We start from the raw sequence: 13,330 nt of genomic DNA, 5'->3' as shown, positions 1-13,330 counted from the left end.
GGCTCCAGAGAGAGGGCGATGGAATCTGACGAAGATTGGCAACGATCGATACGTCGGCCGCCAGGCCGCTCCTGTCAAGGCACCTGTTCCCTCTCGCTGGCATGGGCGCTGGCCTTGGGCAGCGTCCTTGGAGGCGCCGGTCTGACGCTGCCCGAGGCCGCCCTCGGCCTGAATCTGCTGACAGTGGCGGCACTGGTATCACTGGCCTTGCGTCGAACAGCGCCGCTGCTGGTGTGTCTGGCCGGGCTGTGGGTGCTTGGCTGTCTGTTGCAGCAGCAGGCGGCCCGCTTGCCCTCGGGGCTTGCCGGGGTACCGCTGACGGTCGAGGGGCGGGTGTTGGCAAGTCGCCAGAGCGATGGCCTGCAGCGTCTGACCATGAGGGTCGAGAGCTGCCGTCCGCTGGAAGCCGGACTGCCTGACTGCTCGGGACTCGAGCGGATACGGGTCAGTCGCTATAGCCCCATGGACGGCGAGGTCGGGGCCGCGTCGGCAACAGCGCACACGATGATGGCCGTCGGTGAGCGCTGGCGGTTCGATGTACGACTGCGCCCACCTGGTGGCCTCGCGAATCCCGGGCGCTTCGACTATCGCCGCTGGCTGTGGCGTGAAGGGATTCACGCCACCGGATCGGTCCTCGCACAACCGCCGCCGCAACGCTTGGCCGCCGCCCCCCAGGACCCACGCCGGGCGTTGCTGCGACAGCTCGATGGCCAGCCGCTGCATGAGACGACGCAGCGCTGGCTGGCGGCCTTGACCCTGGGCCGTGGCGAGCGGCTCGAGGCCGACGACTGGGCGCTGCTCAACGCCACCGGGACGACCCATCTGGCGGTGGTGTCCGGGCTGCACGTGGGCCTGGTGGCAGCGCTGGCGCTGACCCTGTCGCGCCTGGTGGCGCGGTTGATTCAGCCGGGGCGCTGGCGGCTGTTGCGTTGGCCGTGGCTGGCCGCCGCAACGGCCACCACCGGCTTTGTCTGGCTGGTCGGCGCCGAACCGCCGGCGCTGCGGGCACTGGTGATGGTCCTTATTGCCCTTTGGGTGGCCGGGGGGCGGCATTCTCCTTCGCCGTGGCAGGGCTGGGCACTGGCCTGGGCGGTGGTCGTGCTGTGGGATCCTCTGGCGCTGTGGCGCCCCGGGCTTTGGCTGTCCTTCGGTGCTGTGGCCCTGCTGATCCTGATGTGGCAGGGCAGGCAGGCGACCTCCGGCATCAAGGGCGCCTTGACGGTGCTGCTGCGCACCCAGCTGTTGCTGGCGTTGCCCATGGCGGGCCTGGTGCTGCTGGCCCTGGGCACGATGTCGCCGCTGGCCCCCTTGGCCAATCTGGTCGCGGTACCCCTGGTGACGCTGGTGCTGGTGCCGCTGGGGATGCTGGGCTGGGTGCTGTCGACGGTGTCGTCTGAGGCGGCGATGGCGAGCTGGTGGCTGTTCGAAGCGGGCCTCGAGGTGATGCTGGCGTCGTTGCGGATGTTCGCCGAACTGTCACCCGGTCTGTCACTGCGAGAAGGAGGGCGCTGGACGCTGGGCATTCTGCTGCTGGGCCTGGGCGCGCTGCTGTTGCTGCCTGGCCTGGGTGCCGGGCTGCGATCAGCAAGCCTCCTGGCACTTGTTGCGGCCATGGCGATGATGCCGGCCTTCGGTGGCAGGCCTGGACCGGGCGAGGTACGGCTGATGGTCTGGGACGTGGGGCAGGGGCTGATGGTGGAGCTGATCACCGCCCGTCATCGACTGCTGTACGACAGCGGTCCTCGCTTTCGCTCCGGCTTTACGCCGCTGGCGTCCATCTGGGCAGCTCCGCAAGCCTTCGACGAGGTGGTGATCAGCCACGCCGACCAGGACCACGCAGGAGGACTCGCCAGCCTGGCGCGCGATCACCGGGTGGCTCATTGGTGGCACCCCGAGGGCGAGACGCTGGCGCTGTCGGCGCACGCGCCGCGACACCCTTGTCATGCCGGGGAGGGCTGGCGCTGGGACGGTGTCGACTTCACCTTTCTGTGGCCGCCTGCCTCGGCCGGCAGCGCAACGGCAAGCGACGTTGCCGGGCATGGCAGCAATGATCGCTCCTGCGTGCTGCTGGTGAGTACCGCCGGTGGCAGCGTGTTGCTTACCGGCGATGCGGGAAAACGCGTCGAGCGCTTCCTGATCCCGCGCTTGCCGCTGGCGCCTGCGGTTCTGGTGGTGGGGCATCATGGCAGCGCGGACAGCACCGGCGAGGCCCTGGTGACGGCCAGGCCGCCCCGCCTGGCGGTGATTTCCCGCGGTGCCTACAATGGCTTCGGTCATCCTGCCGACCAGGTGGTGCGTCGCCTGCGACGCGCCGGCAGTTGCCTGATGGACACCGCTGTGGATGGGCGAGTGAACATCCTCTTGTCCCAGGCCGGGATAGCGGCGGCGCAGGGTATCCATCCCCGTCTGACCGGTGGCGGTGTCGAAGGCCCCTGCCATGGGGTAGAATCGCGGCACTGAATCTCACTGCCCTGTGTGTCGGCCGGCCAGGAGCGACGCCGCGTCCGCTGTCGGCGGCAGACGGCCGTGCGGGCCCGGGTGATCGCCACCTGGACCATCCGCGGCGGCCAGACAGGACCGATTCCCTCGCAACTGGAGCCAACGTGATCGAATACTCCGGCTGGACGCTCTACAAGCGTCTTCTTGGTTACGTCAAACCCTTCTGGAAGTCCTTTCTCGTCGCCGTGGTCGGCTACGCCATCTACGCGGCGTCCAGTACCGCCCTGGCCGAGATGATGAAGCGCCTGATCGATGGCATCCAGAATCCCGACGCCGCCTTTCGTCTGTTTCTGCCGCTGTTCGTCGTCGGCATGTTCGGCGCCAGGGGTGTCGGCACCTTTCTCGGCACCTACTTCATGAGCAACGTCGCACGCAACATGGTGCACGCGCTGCGCTGTGACGTCTTCAACCATATGCTGCGCCTGCCGGGGCGCTTCTTTGACAATCATTCTTCCGGCCACCTGATCTCGCGGGTGACCTACCATGTGGAGCAGGTGACCGGCGCAGGCACCAAGGCGATCACGGTAATCCTCCAGGAGGGCCTGTTTGTACTCGGCCTGCTGGGCTATCTGCTGTGGACCAACTGGATGCTGACGCTCTTGTTCATGGCCGTGACGCCGCTGATTGGTGGCGTGGTGAGCTACGCCAGCAAGCGCTTTCGGCGCATTTCCAAGCGCATCCAGCGCTCCATGGGGGACGTCACCCACGTCGCCTCCGAGGCCTTGACCGGCTACCGCGTGGTGCGTACCCACGGCGCCGAGAAATACGAGATGGGGCGCTTCCACGACGCCAGTGAAGTCAACCGTCGCCAGAGCCTGAAGGAGGCCCTGACCAAGGCCACCAGCACTCCGGTCATCCAGATGCTGGTGGCACTGTCGCTGGCGCTGCTGGTGTGGCTTGCCATGTCACCGGCGCTGATGGACAACATGACGCCGGGTGAATTCGTGGCCTTCATCACCGCCGCCTCGCTGATGGCCAAGCCGATTCGCTCGCTCAGCGAGATCAACGGCACCATCCAGAAGGGCATCGCTGCCTCCAGTGAACTGTTCGGGCTGCTCGACGAGCCTGAGGAACGCGATACCGGAACCCTGATGCCCGAGCGCCTGCAGGGGCGGATACAGCTCGAACAGGTGCGCTTCGCCTACGGAGATGATCAGCCCGAGGTGCTCAAGGGCATCGACCTGGACGTGCGCAAGGGCGAGATGGTGGCCATCGTCGGCCGCTCGGGCAGCGGCAAGTCGACCCTGGTCAGCCTGTTGCCGCGCTTCTACCGACCGACGGGCGGGCGTATCCTGATCGATGGCACCCCCATCGAGGAGTACCAGCTGACGGCGCTACGACAGCAGATTGCGCTGGTGTCCCAGCAGGTCACCCTGTTCAACGCCACCATCGCCGAGAACATCGCCTACGGGGTCCCCGATGCCGATCCTGCTGACATCGAGGCGGCGGCCCGCGCCGCCCACGCCCATGAGTTCATCGAGCGCATGCCCGGCGGCTACCAGGCGCTGGTCGGAGACAACGGCGTGATGCTCTCCGGTGGTCAGCGTCAGCGCATGGCGATCGCTCGGGCGATCTTCAAGGATGCTCCCATCCTGATCCTCGACGAGGCGACCTCGGCGCTGGACACCGAGTCCGAGCGCCATATCCAGGCAGCCCTGGAAGAGGTCTGCAAGGACCGCACCACCCTGGTCATCGCCCACCGCCTGTCGACCATCGAACGGGCCGACCGCATCCTGGTCATGGAGCAGGGCGAGATCATCGAGCAGGGCTCCCACGCCGAGCTGCTGGAACGCGACGGCGGTGCCTACGCCGCGTTGCACCAGCTGCAATTCCAGGAGGCGTAGATGGGGCTTGGGCAGCGCTGGCTCGAGGCGGCCTATCGTGGGGCTCCCTGGCTTGCCGTCCTGCGGCCGCTAGAGGCGCTCTATCGCCGCGAGGTACGCCGGCGAGCCGACGCCTTTGCGCGTGGCGACAAACCGGTGTGGCGCGCTTCGGTACCCGTCATCGTGGTCGGCAACCTGACTCTCGGCGGCACCGGCAAGTCGCCGCTAGTCGCCTGGATGGGGCGGCACCTGGCCGAACACGGCTTTCGCCCCGGGATTCTGTCACGGGGCTACGGTGGCAAGGCCGATGGCTACCCGCTGCACCTTGCCGCCGATACACCAGTAGCGGCCAGCGGCGATGAGCCGCGAATGCTGGCCGATCAGACCGGGCTGCCGGTGGTGGTCGATCCGGACCGCCCGCGTGGGGCCCAGTGCCTGATCGACGCCGGTTGTGACGTCATCGTCACCGACGACGGTCTTCAGCACCATGCCCTGGGGCGTGATCTCGAGGTGGTGGTGGTGGACGCCAAGCGAGGCTTCGGCAACGGGCGCTGCCTGCCGGCAGGGCCGCTGCGCGAACCGCTGGAGCGGCTGGAGCGCATCGACGCGCTGATCGTCAACGGCGAATCGTCGAGCGCGCTTGCCGCCGACGGCTTCACCATGCAACTGGAGCCCGCCTGCTGGCGCAGGGTCGGTGACGACGAGCGGCGTCCACTGACGCCGCTGCCTTTCGCCACGCCGGTCACCGCGGTGGCAGGGATCGGTCATCCGGAGCGTTTCTTTACCACCCTGTCGGAGCTGGGAGTCGCCCATCGACCGGCCCCCTTTTCCGACCATCACCGGTTCAGCCCGGCCGACCTGACGACCAGCGACCAGCGACCTGTGGTGATGACCGCCAAGGATGCGGTCAAGTGTCGAAGCTTTGTTCCCGACGATTGCTGGGCCCTGGATGTCGAGGCTAGACCCGAGGCGTCCTTCGTGGCCTGGTTCGATCGGCGAGTGTCCGCCTGGCGAGGCACCGACGATGCGCAGGTCGCTCATGATACCGGGATCGCGCAGCGGCAGAGTGACTGAGCACTGCCGCCGAAGGCTCAAATTCAACAGGAGAAACGATGATGGACAAGGAACTACTGGCGATGCTGGTGTGCCCCCAGTGCCAGGGCAAGCTGCGCTACGACCGCGATGCCGGCGAGCTGTGCTGCCAGTTCGATGGCCTGGCCTATCCGATCCGTGACGGCATCCCGGTGATGCTGGTCGAGGAGGCGCGGGTCATGGAGGTCGACGAGACCCTCAAGACCAACCCCGGGCGGGGCACCTCCAGCACGGACGAGACGTGAAGGAGCGCTAGACGATGCAGGATTTTATCGTTGTCATACCGGCGCGTTACGGCTCGAGTCGTCTGCCCGGAAAGCCGCTGGCAGATATCGCCGGCCGACCCATGGTCGCCCGGGTCTGGGATCAGGCCCGGCGCTCCTCGGCGAGCCGAGTGGTGATCGCCACCGACGATGCGCGCATCGAAAGCGTGATGCTCGAGCTGGGCGCCGAGGTAGTGATGACCCGCGAGGACCATACCACCGGGACCGATCGGCTGGCGGAGGTGGTCGAGCGCCTGGCGCTGCCGGACGAGGCGGTGCTGGTCAACGTCCAGGGGGACGAACCGCTGTTGCCGCCCGAACTGATCGATCAGGTGGCGGGGCGGCTGATGCGCGACGAGGGCGCCTCGGTCGCGACCCTGGCCGAGTCCATTGGCGACGTCGATACCTTGTTCAACCCCAATGTGGTCAAGGTGACCCGGGCCGCATCGGGCAGGGCGCTGAGCTTTTCTCGCGCCCCGATGCCCTGGGACCGGGAGGGCTTTCGTGAGCCGCCAGCGCTGCTCACCACCGACGCCTGGCTACGCCATATCGGCCTCTATGCCTATCGAGCGAGCTTTCTGCGGGCCTTCAGCCAGTGGCTGCCGGCTCCCATCGAGCAGCTCGAACAGCTCGAGCAGTTGCGCGCGCTGCACTATGGGCACGCCATCCAGGTGGCGCTGGCCGAGCAGACGCCCGGGGCGGGGGTGGACACCGCCGAGGATCTTGAGCGGGTTCGCGCCCATTTCGCCGGCCAGCAGACGTCGCCGGACCAGTGAAGGCCAACGATCAGGAGACAAGCATGCGGGTACTGTTCGTATGTCTGGGCAATATCTGCCGCTCGCCCACCGCCGAGGGGGTAGTGAGGCAGCGACTCGAGGAGCACGGTCTGGCGGACCGGGTGGTGCTGGATTCCTGCGGCACCGGGCCCTGGCACGTGGGTGAGCCACCGGATGCCCGCGCCCAGCAGGCCGCGCGCAAGCGGGGAATCGATCTATCGAAGCTGCGCGGTCGCAAGCTAAAGGCCGCCGATTTCGAAACATGTGACTACCTGCTGGCGATGGACGCCGACAACCTGAGCGTGCTCGAGCGCCAGGCGCCGGCGAATTGCCAGGCCCATATCGGCCTCTTGATGGAGTTCGCCGGGGAGCCCGGCGTTGCGGTGCCGGACCCCTACTACGAGGGCGGCTTCGATGGTGTCTACGCGATGATCGAGCGTGCCGCCGATGGCCTGGTGGCCACCTTGTCGCAGCGTCTGGGGGCGTCGTCTTGAGGCCCGTCATAGGCCTCGATCAGGACTTGACCCGAGCCAACACCCTGGGGCTGCCCTGTGTCGCCGAAGAGGTCGTCGACGTCTTCAGTCGTGATCAGCTCGCCTCCCTGATCAGGCAGGTCGGAGACCGCCGATTGACCCTGCTCTCCGGCGGCAGCAATCTGATTCTGCCCGACTATCTGCCGGGGATGACGCTGCGACCGCTGCTCGATTACTGGTGGGTCGAGCGGCGCGGACAGGATGCGCTGGTGCATGTCGGTGCCGGGGTCAACTGGCATCGACTGGTCATGGCGCTGGCGTCGAAGGGGTGGTGGGGCATCGAGAATCTGGCGCTGATACCCGGGCACTGTGGTGCGGCACCGGTACAGAACATCGGTGCCTATGGGGTCGAACTGGCCGATGTGCTTGAGTCGGTGACCCTGGTCCATCGCGACAGTGGTGCGGTGGAAAGCTTGCCGGCTGGTGCCTGTGGCTTCGGCTATCGGGAGAGCCGCTTCAAGGGGGAGTGGGACGGCAAGGTCATCATCACCGACCTCACCTTGAGGGTCAGCCGTCACGGCGCGCCGAAGCTTGGCTACGGCGATCTGGCGTCCCGGGTGGGGGAGGCCCCCGCTCCTCTGGCGGTGGCCGAGGCGGTCTGCCAGGTGCGCCGCGAGAAGCTGCCCGACCCCGAGCAGCTCGGCAATGCCGGCAGCTTCTTCAAGAATCCTGTGGTCGAGGCAGCGCGTGCCGGGGCACTGCGCGAGCGCTATCCGGGTATGCCGGCCTATGAGCTGGAAGACGGACGGGTAAAGCTGGCGGCGGGGTGGCTGATCGATCAGTGCGGCCTCAAGGGCTGGCGACAGGGTCACTTTGGCGTCCATGATCGTCAGGCGCTGGTGCTGGTGCACCACGGTGGCGGCAATGCCACGGAATTGCTGGCGTTCGCCGACCAGGTGTCGGCGCGGGTCGCCGAACGCTTCGGTGTGACGCTCGAACGAGAGCCGCGCCTGGCCTGATTTGTAGCACCTGACTTGGCCGGCGCCGAAGGCGCTGTGTGAGTATCGAAAGCGCATAAATGAAAACGCCCGCGTCCTTGGACGCGGGCGTTTTGCTTTCCGGCGAGTGATCAGCTGTTGTGGCCGTCACTTGCCTTTTCGGCCTCGAGCTTGCGACGCTCGCGCGGGTCGTTGTGGGCCCGGCGACGGCGACGGCGGCGAGGCGCCTGGCCATCATCAGTGGCGCCACTCAAGGCGTCGTCTTCGGCCTTGGCTTCTGTCTTGGCGTCGTCGGCCTTGGCGTCAGTCTTGGGCGCCTCGGCTTTCTCTTCCGCCTTGGTATCGGCCTTGGGTGCCTCCGCTTTCTCTGCAGCTTTCGCTACGGCTTTCTCTGCAGGTTGGGCGTCAGCCTTGGGAGTCTCGGCCTTGGCTTCGGCTTTCGGCTCGGCTTTCTCGTCAGCTTTCTCTGCAGGCTTGGTGTCAGCCTTGGGAGCCTCGACCTTTGGCGTCTCGGCCTTTGGCGTCTCGGCCTTGGGGACCTCAGCCTTGGCTTCGGCTTTCGGCTCGGCTTTCTCGTCAGCTTTCTCTGCAGGCTTGGTGTCAGCCTTGGGGGCCTCAGTCTTGGGAGCCTCGGGCTTGGGAGCCTCAGCCTTGGCTTCGGCTTTCGGTTCGGCTTTCTCGACGGCTTTCTCTGCAGCTTTCTCGACGGCTTTCTCTGCAGGCTGCGCGTCAGCCTTGGGAGTCTCGGCCTTGGCTTCGGCTTTCTCTCCAGGCTGGGCGTCAGCCTTGGGAGCTTTGGCTGCTGCTTCTGGCTGGGCGTCAGCCTTGGGAGCCTTGGCTGCAGCTTCAGGCTGGGCGTCAGCCTTGGGAGCCTCGGCCTTGGCTTCGGTCTTCGGCTCGTCTTTCTCTACGGGCTTGGCGTCGTCCGACTTGGGAGCCTCGGCGTTGGCGACGGGCTTGGTATCCGCCTTGGGGGCTTCGGCTTTGGCGTCGGCCTTGTCGTCAGCCTTGGAAGTCTCGGCCTTGGCTTCGGCTTTTGGCTTGGCTTTCTCTGCAGCTTTCTCGACGGGCTTGTCGTCAGCCTTGGGAGCCTCGGCCTTGGCGTCAGTCTTGGCGTCAGCCTTGGGGGCTTCGGCCTTGGCTTCGGCTTTTGTTTCGGCTTTTGCTTCGGGCTGGGTCTGTTCGGCCGTAGCTTCCGTAGCGCTTGCCTGGCCCGCCTCGGGCTGAGCTTCCTGAGCCGCGGCCGCTTCCGCCTGCAGGCGTTGCTGCTCTTTCAGCGCCTCGGGGTTGATGGCCTGCTTGCGGCTGCGGTTGCGCGGATTGTTGCGGGTGCGCTTGGGCTTGCTGTCCTTGGCAGCATCGCTGCTGGCAGCATCTGCCTGCTGCGTTTCACCGCGGCTGGCCGAACGGGGCGACTTGTTGTCGTCGCTCTTGCGGCTATCCGGCTGGCGGCTTTCCTGTTGACGACCCTCCTGCTGACGACCCTCTTGCTGACGTCCTTCAGCCTGGCGGTTGTCCTGCTGACGATTGTCGTCACGGCGAGAGCGCTGGCGGTTGTCGTTGCCGTCATTTCTGTCGGCTCGAGTGTCTGCCTTGCTGTCGGTGCGTGCGTCGTTTCGAGTCTCGCTGCGGCCGTCGCTCTTGGCGGCCGGCTGGCGGCGATCCTGCTGGCGACGGTCCTGGCTGTTGCCATCGCTACGGTTGGATCTGTTGCTGCTCTGACGCTGGCCGTTCTGGCTGCCACCACGGCGATTGCGCTGTCGCGTGTCGCTACCGCGCTGCTGGCCGCTGTCGCTGCGCTGTTGGGCGCCGCGCTGAGCATTGTCGTCGCGACTCGAGGACTGAGTGCGAGTGCTGCTCGAGCCTTGGCTGCCGCTCGCGGCGCCGTTACTGGTTTCTTCCTCGCCGCCGAGGAAGCGGGCGAAGCCCTTGACCAGTCGACCGAACAGGCCGGCGTTCTGAACCGCCTGACGAGACTCTGCGGGGCTCTGACGGCCTGACTGGCGATTAGCCTGAGGGCTGCTCTGCCTGCGGCTGGACGACGAGGCCTGGCGACCGGATTGAGCGCCCTGAGCGCTGGGCTGACGACTGGGCTGTGCGGGCTTGTCCTCGCTGGCGGCCTCTTCCTGGCTCAAGGAAGCGGGGGCAGGGGCGTTGTGGACCACGCTCTTGACCGCGGCTTCGGCGCGTTGCACCGGCTTGCCGAAGGCGGCGTCGGGCTCCTTGCCGACCTCGGTGTCGGTGGACAGCTCGAAACTGGAGGCGTTGGCGGTGCCTTCCTCGTCGACGTGGTCGTCGCGCAGACGCTGGACGTCGTAGTGGGGGGTGTCCATGTCCGGGCTTGGCAGGATGACCACGCGGACGCCCTGGCGACGCTCGATATCGGCCAGGATGGCGCGCTTCTCGTTAAGCAGATAGGTAGCGACAGGCACCGGCAGGATGGCGCGGATCTGAGCGCTGCGCTCCTTCATGGCCTCTTCTTCGATCAGGCGCATGACCGACAGCGAGAGCGAACGCACGTCACGGATGGTGCCCTGGCCGTCACAGCGGGGGCATACCACGCCGCTGGTTTCGCCGAGGGACGGGCGCAGACGCTGACGCGACATTTCCATCAGGCCAAAGCGCGAAATACGGCCGATCTGTACCCGGGCACGGTCGAGCTTGAGGGCGTCGCGAGCGCGGTTTTCGACCTCGCGCTGGTTGCGTGCTGGCCCCATGTCGATGAAGTCGATGACCACCAGGCCGCCGATGTCACGCAGGCGCAACTGGCGAGCGATCTCGTCGGCCGCCTCCAGATTGGTCTGCAGCGCAGTCTCTTCGATGTCACTGCCGCGTGTCGCTCGCGCCGAGTTGATGTCGATGGACACCAGTGCCTCGGTGTGGTCGATCACGATGGAGCCGCCGGAGGGCAGCTTCACTTCACGCTCGTAGGCGGTCTCGATCTGCGACTCGATCTGGAAGCGCGAGAACAGCGGCACCTCGTCGGCGTACAGCTTGATCTTCTGCTGGTAGGACGGCATCACCTGGCGAATGAAGGCCAGCGCCTCTTGGTGCACCTCGGGGCTGTCGATCAGTACCTCGCCGATATCCTGGCGCAGGTAGTCGCGCATGGCGCGAATGATGACATTGGACTCGCGGTAGATCAGGAAGGGGGCGGCGCGCTTGCCGGCTTCCTCGGTGATGGATTCCCACACCTGTACCAGGTAGTCGAGGTCCCACTGCAGCTCTTCGGGCGACCGACCGATACCGGCGGTGCGCACGATCAGGCCCATCTTGTCGGGCACGCTGAGCTGGCCCATGGCTTCCTTCAGCTGGGCGCGTTCCTCGCCCTCGATGCGACGCGAGATGCCGCCTGCGCGGGCGTTGTTGGGCATCAGCACCAGGAAGCGACCGGCCAGGCTGACAAAGGTGGTCAGGGCGGCGCCCTTGTTGCCACGCTCTTCCTTGTCGACCTGAACGATGACTTCCTGACCTTCCTTCAGTACTTCCTTGATGCTGGGGCGGCCGGAAGGCTCCTTGACGAAGTACTCGCGAGCAATTTCCTTGAGGGGCAGAAAACCGTGGCGTTCGGCGCCGAAATCGACAAAGGCGGCTTCGAGGGAGGGTTCCACGCGGGTGATCTTGCCGCGATAGATATTGGCTTTTTTCTGTTCCCTGGCACCGGATTCGATGTCCAGGTCGTACAGGCGTTGTCCATCCACCAGGGCGACACGCAGCTCTTCGGGCTGGGTCGCGTTGATGAGCATCCGTTTCATGTTGTCTCGCAATATGGGCGCGCCGGAGGGCGCCCATGGGCAACGGCAAGGGTGAACCGTTGGTGCAGCGTGCTTGTGCTCAGCGCATGTCGCGGAAGCTGCGCCCGGCCGCGACGTTACTTCATCAGGAACGTCACGGCATGATCATGTTGAGTACGGGGCGGAGGGAGGACGTGTCTCGGTGGGGCCTTGCCCATCCGGTCCTGCCGTCACCGCCAACACCTGGCATTCATCGATTCACCGCTGCCGGCCTCCGGCACGGTGTTGTACGTCTCCCGGCGACGGCCCACCCCTTCGGAAAGGTATCCAGCTGGGGTGGGGCGCGCCGGGCTCGGTGTTGTCACTTGACATCGGCGGCGGGACCTCTGTGGGTCGTCGCGGCCTCTGTGGCAAACGCTGTGTCAGTCACGTTTCGCTCGGGCCTGCGTGTCTAGTCGTGCAGGCGCTTGCAGGGGTCAATCGGACCCGGGGAGCGAACAAGCAATATAACAGCAATGCCAGGGGTCAGCAATTGGCGACAAGCTGCGCTAGAATGGCGCTTTATTGCGGGTTTCGAGTGGGGTGACAGCGTGGCCGAAGGGCGTGAAGTGCAGTGGGTGGAAGTGACCGAAGGCCAGGTCGGCCAGCGCGTCGACAATTTTCTGATGAGTCGCCTCAAGGGCGCCCCCCGTTCGCTGGTGTATCGCATCGTGCGCAAGGGTGAGGTGCGCGTGAACAAGAAGCGGGTCAAGGCGGATACCCGTCTGGCGCTTGGAGACCTGGTGCGTATTCCCCCGCTCAAGCTGGCACCGCAGGAGGCAGTGCGCGAGGTCAGCGATAATCTGCGTAATCTGCTGGCCGGCAGCGTGCTGCTGGAAGGGCCTGACTGGATGGTCTTGAACAAGCCGTCGGGACTGGCGGTGCACGGCGGCAGTGGTGTCAAGATCGGACTGATCGAGGCGCTGCGGCAGGTGCGCGAGGACCTGGACTTCCTGGAGCTGGTGCATCGGCTGGATCGGGATACTTCAGGGTGTCTGCTGCTGGCCAAGTCCCGGCCGGCGCTGCTTGCGCTGAACCAGTCGCTCAAGCAGCACAAGATGAACAAGCAGTATCTGGCGCTGGTGGCAGGCCGCTGGCCAGCCCGTCGGGATTTCGTCAGTGCCCGCCTGGATCGCTACGACGCCGGCAACGGCGAGCGTCGAGTCAGGGTCGATCCGCAGGGCAAGGTGGCTCGGACCCGCTTTGGTGTGCGTGAGACCTTTGCCGGTGCAACCCTGGTGGAGGCGGAGCCGATCACCGGGCGTACCCATCAGATTCGCGTCCACGCTGCCCACGCCGGACACGTGCTGTTGGGCGACGACAAGTACGGTACCCGAGAGGGCGCTCGCCTCGGGTGCGAACTGGGGCTGGATCGCCTGTTTCTGCATGCTGCCTCGCTGACCTTCCCCGAGCCGACCAGTCAGCGGCCGGTGCAGATTCGCGCTCCCCTCGACGATGCCCTGGAAACTGTGCTCGACAAGGCTCGGCGGCGACAGTGAAAGATGTCGCCTGCGGCCTTGCCTGGTGCCGGCCTTGTGGCAAGAAAGACTGAAATTACAGTGCGCTAAATGAGCAAGTGTGGGTGAATCGCTGTGTCTGGCGGACATGGTGAGCCCGCGCCGGGCAGGCGAGC

The 13,330-nt window shown here is 66.2% G+C and carries 9 protein-coding genes; 8 read left to right on the top strand and 1 reads right to left on the bottom strand.

The genetic code is table 11. The features are described from left to right. Positions 1-114: 114 nt before the first annotated feature. The 7 genes from NFH97_RS00735 (at position 115) to murB (ending at position 7,945) form a co-directional block, all read left to right on the top strand. Positions 115-2,460 (top strand): DNA internalization-related competence protein ComEC/Rec2, encoded by a 2,346-nt coding sequence (locus NFH97_RS00735; protein WP_349624224.1) that lies wholly within the window; start codon positions 115-117, stop codon positions 2,458-2,460. A gap of 146 nt (positions 2,461-2,606) precedes the next feature. Further along, a complete protein-coding gene (gene msbA, locus NFH97_RS00730; protein ID WP_045993428.1) occupies positions 2,607-4,343 on the top strand; it encodes a lipid A export permease/ATP-binding protein MsbA in 1,737 nt (578 codons plus the stop codon). Next, positions 4,344-5,396, top strand: coding sequence for a tetraacyldisaccharide 4'-kinase (gene lpxK, locus NFH97_RS00725; RefSeq protein ID WP_348815806.1), 1,053 nt, complete (start codon positions 4,344-4,346; stop codon positions 5,394-5,396). Positions 5,397-5,437: 41 nt separating this feature from the next. Next, positions 5,438-5,659: a Trm112 family protein gene (locus NFH97_RS00720; RefSeq protein ID WP_108132807.1), complete on the top strand. Its 222-nt coding sequence runs from the start codon at positions 5,438-5,440 to the stop codon at positions 5,657-5,659. A gap of 14 nt (positions 5,660-5,673) precedes the next feature. After that, a complete protein-coding gene (gene kdsB, locus NFH97_RS00715) occupies positions 5,674-6,453 on the top strand; it encodes a 3-deoxy-manno-octulosonate cytidylyltransferase (protein ID WP_213228679.1) in 780 nt (259 codons plus the stop codon). Positions 6,454-6,476: 23 nt separating this feature from the next. Further along, on the top strand, positions 6,477-6,947 hold the full coding sequence (locus NFH97_RS00710) for a low molecular weight protein-tyrosine-phosphatase (protein WP_045993397.1): 471 nt from the start codon (positions 6,477-6,479) through the stop codon (positions 6,945-6,947). 26 nt (positions 6,948-6,973) lie between these two features. Continuing rightward, on the top strand, positions 6,974-7,945 hold the full coding sequence (gene murB, locus NFH97_RS00705; RefSeq protein ID WP_349624223.1) for a UDP-N-acetylmuramate dehydrogenase: 972 nt from the start codon (positions 6,974-6,976) through the stop codon (positions 7,943-7,945). Positions 7,946-8,055: 110 nt separating this feature from the next. On the opposite strand, the gene NFH97_RS00700 is transcribed toward murB, so the two are convergent. Next, entirely contained in the window at positions 8,056-11,679 is a 3,624-nt protein-coding gene (locus NFH97_RS00700; protein WP_349624222.1) for an Rne/Rng family ribonuclease, read from the bottom strand. Positions 11,680-12,248: 569 nt separating this feature from the next. On the opposite strand from NFH97_RS00700, the gene NFH97_RS00695 reads away from it, so the two are divergent. Further along, complete coding sequence (locus NFH97_RS00695; protein ID WP_349624221.1) at positions 12,249-13,196, top strand: RluA family pseudouridine synthase; 948 nt, start codon at positions 12,249-12,251, stop codon at positions 13,194-13,196. Positions 13,197-13,330: the final 134 nt, after the last annotated feature.

It is taken from the genome of Halomonas sp. SCS19 (genome assembly GCF_040147015.1).
GTDB classification, from domain to species: domain Bacteria; phylum Pseudomonadota; class Gammaproteobacteria; order Pseudomonadales; family Halomonadaceae; genus Halomonas; species Halomonas litopenaei.
This window is presented reverse-complemented; position numbering and strand designations above follow the sequence as displayed.

Bases quoted from the DNA above. Each gene is read 5' to 3' on its own strand.
- lpxK (WP_348815806.1), top strand. From the start codon at position 4,344: ATGGGGCTTGGGCAGCGCTGGCTCGAGGCGGCCTATCGTGGGGCTCCC.
- NFH97_RS00720 (WP_108132807.1), top strand. From the start codon at position 5,438: ATGGACAAGGAACTACTGGCGATGCTGGTGTGCCCCCAGTGCCAGGGC.
- kdsB (WP_213228679.1), top strand. From the start codon at position 5,674: ATGCAGGATTTTATCGTTGTCATACCGGCGCGTTACGGCTCGAGTCGT.
- NFH97_RS00710 (WP_045993397.1), top strand. From the start codon at position 6,477: ATGCGGGTACTGTTCGTATGTCTGGGCAATATCTGCCGCTCGCCCACC.
- NFH97_RS00700 (WP_349624222.1), bottom strand. From the start codon at position 11,679: ATGAAACGGATGCTCATCAACGCGACCCAGCCCGAAGAGCTGCGTGTC.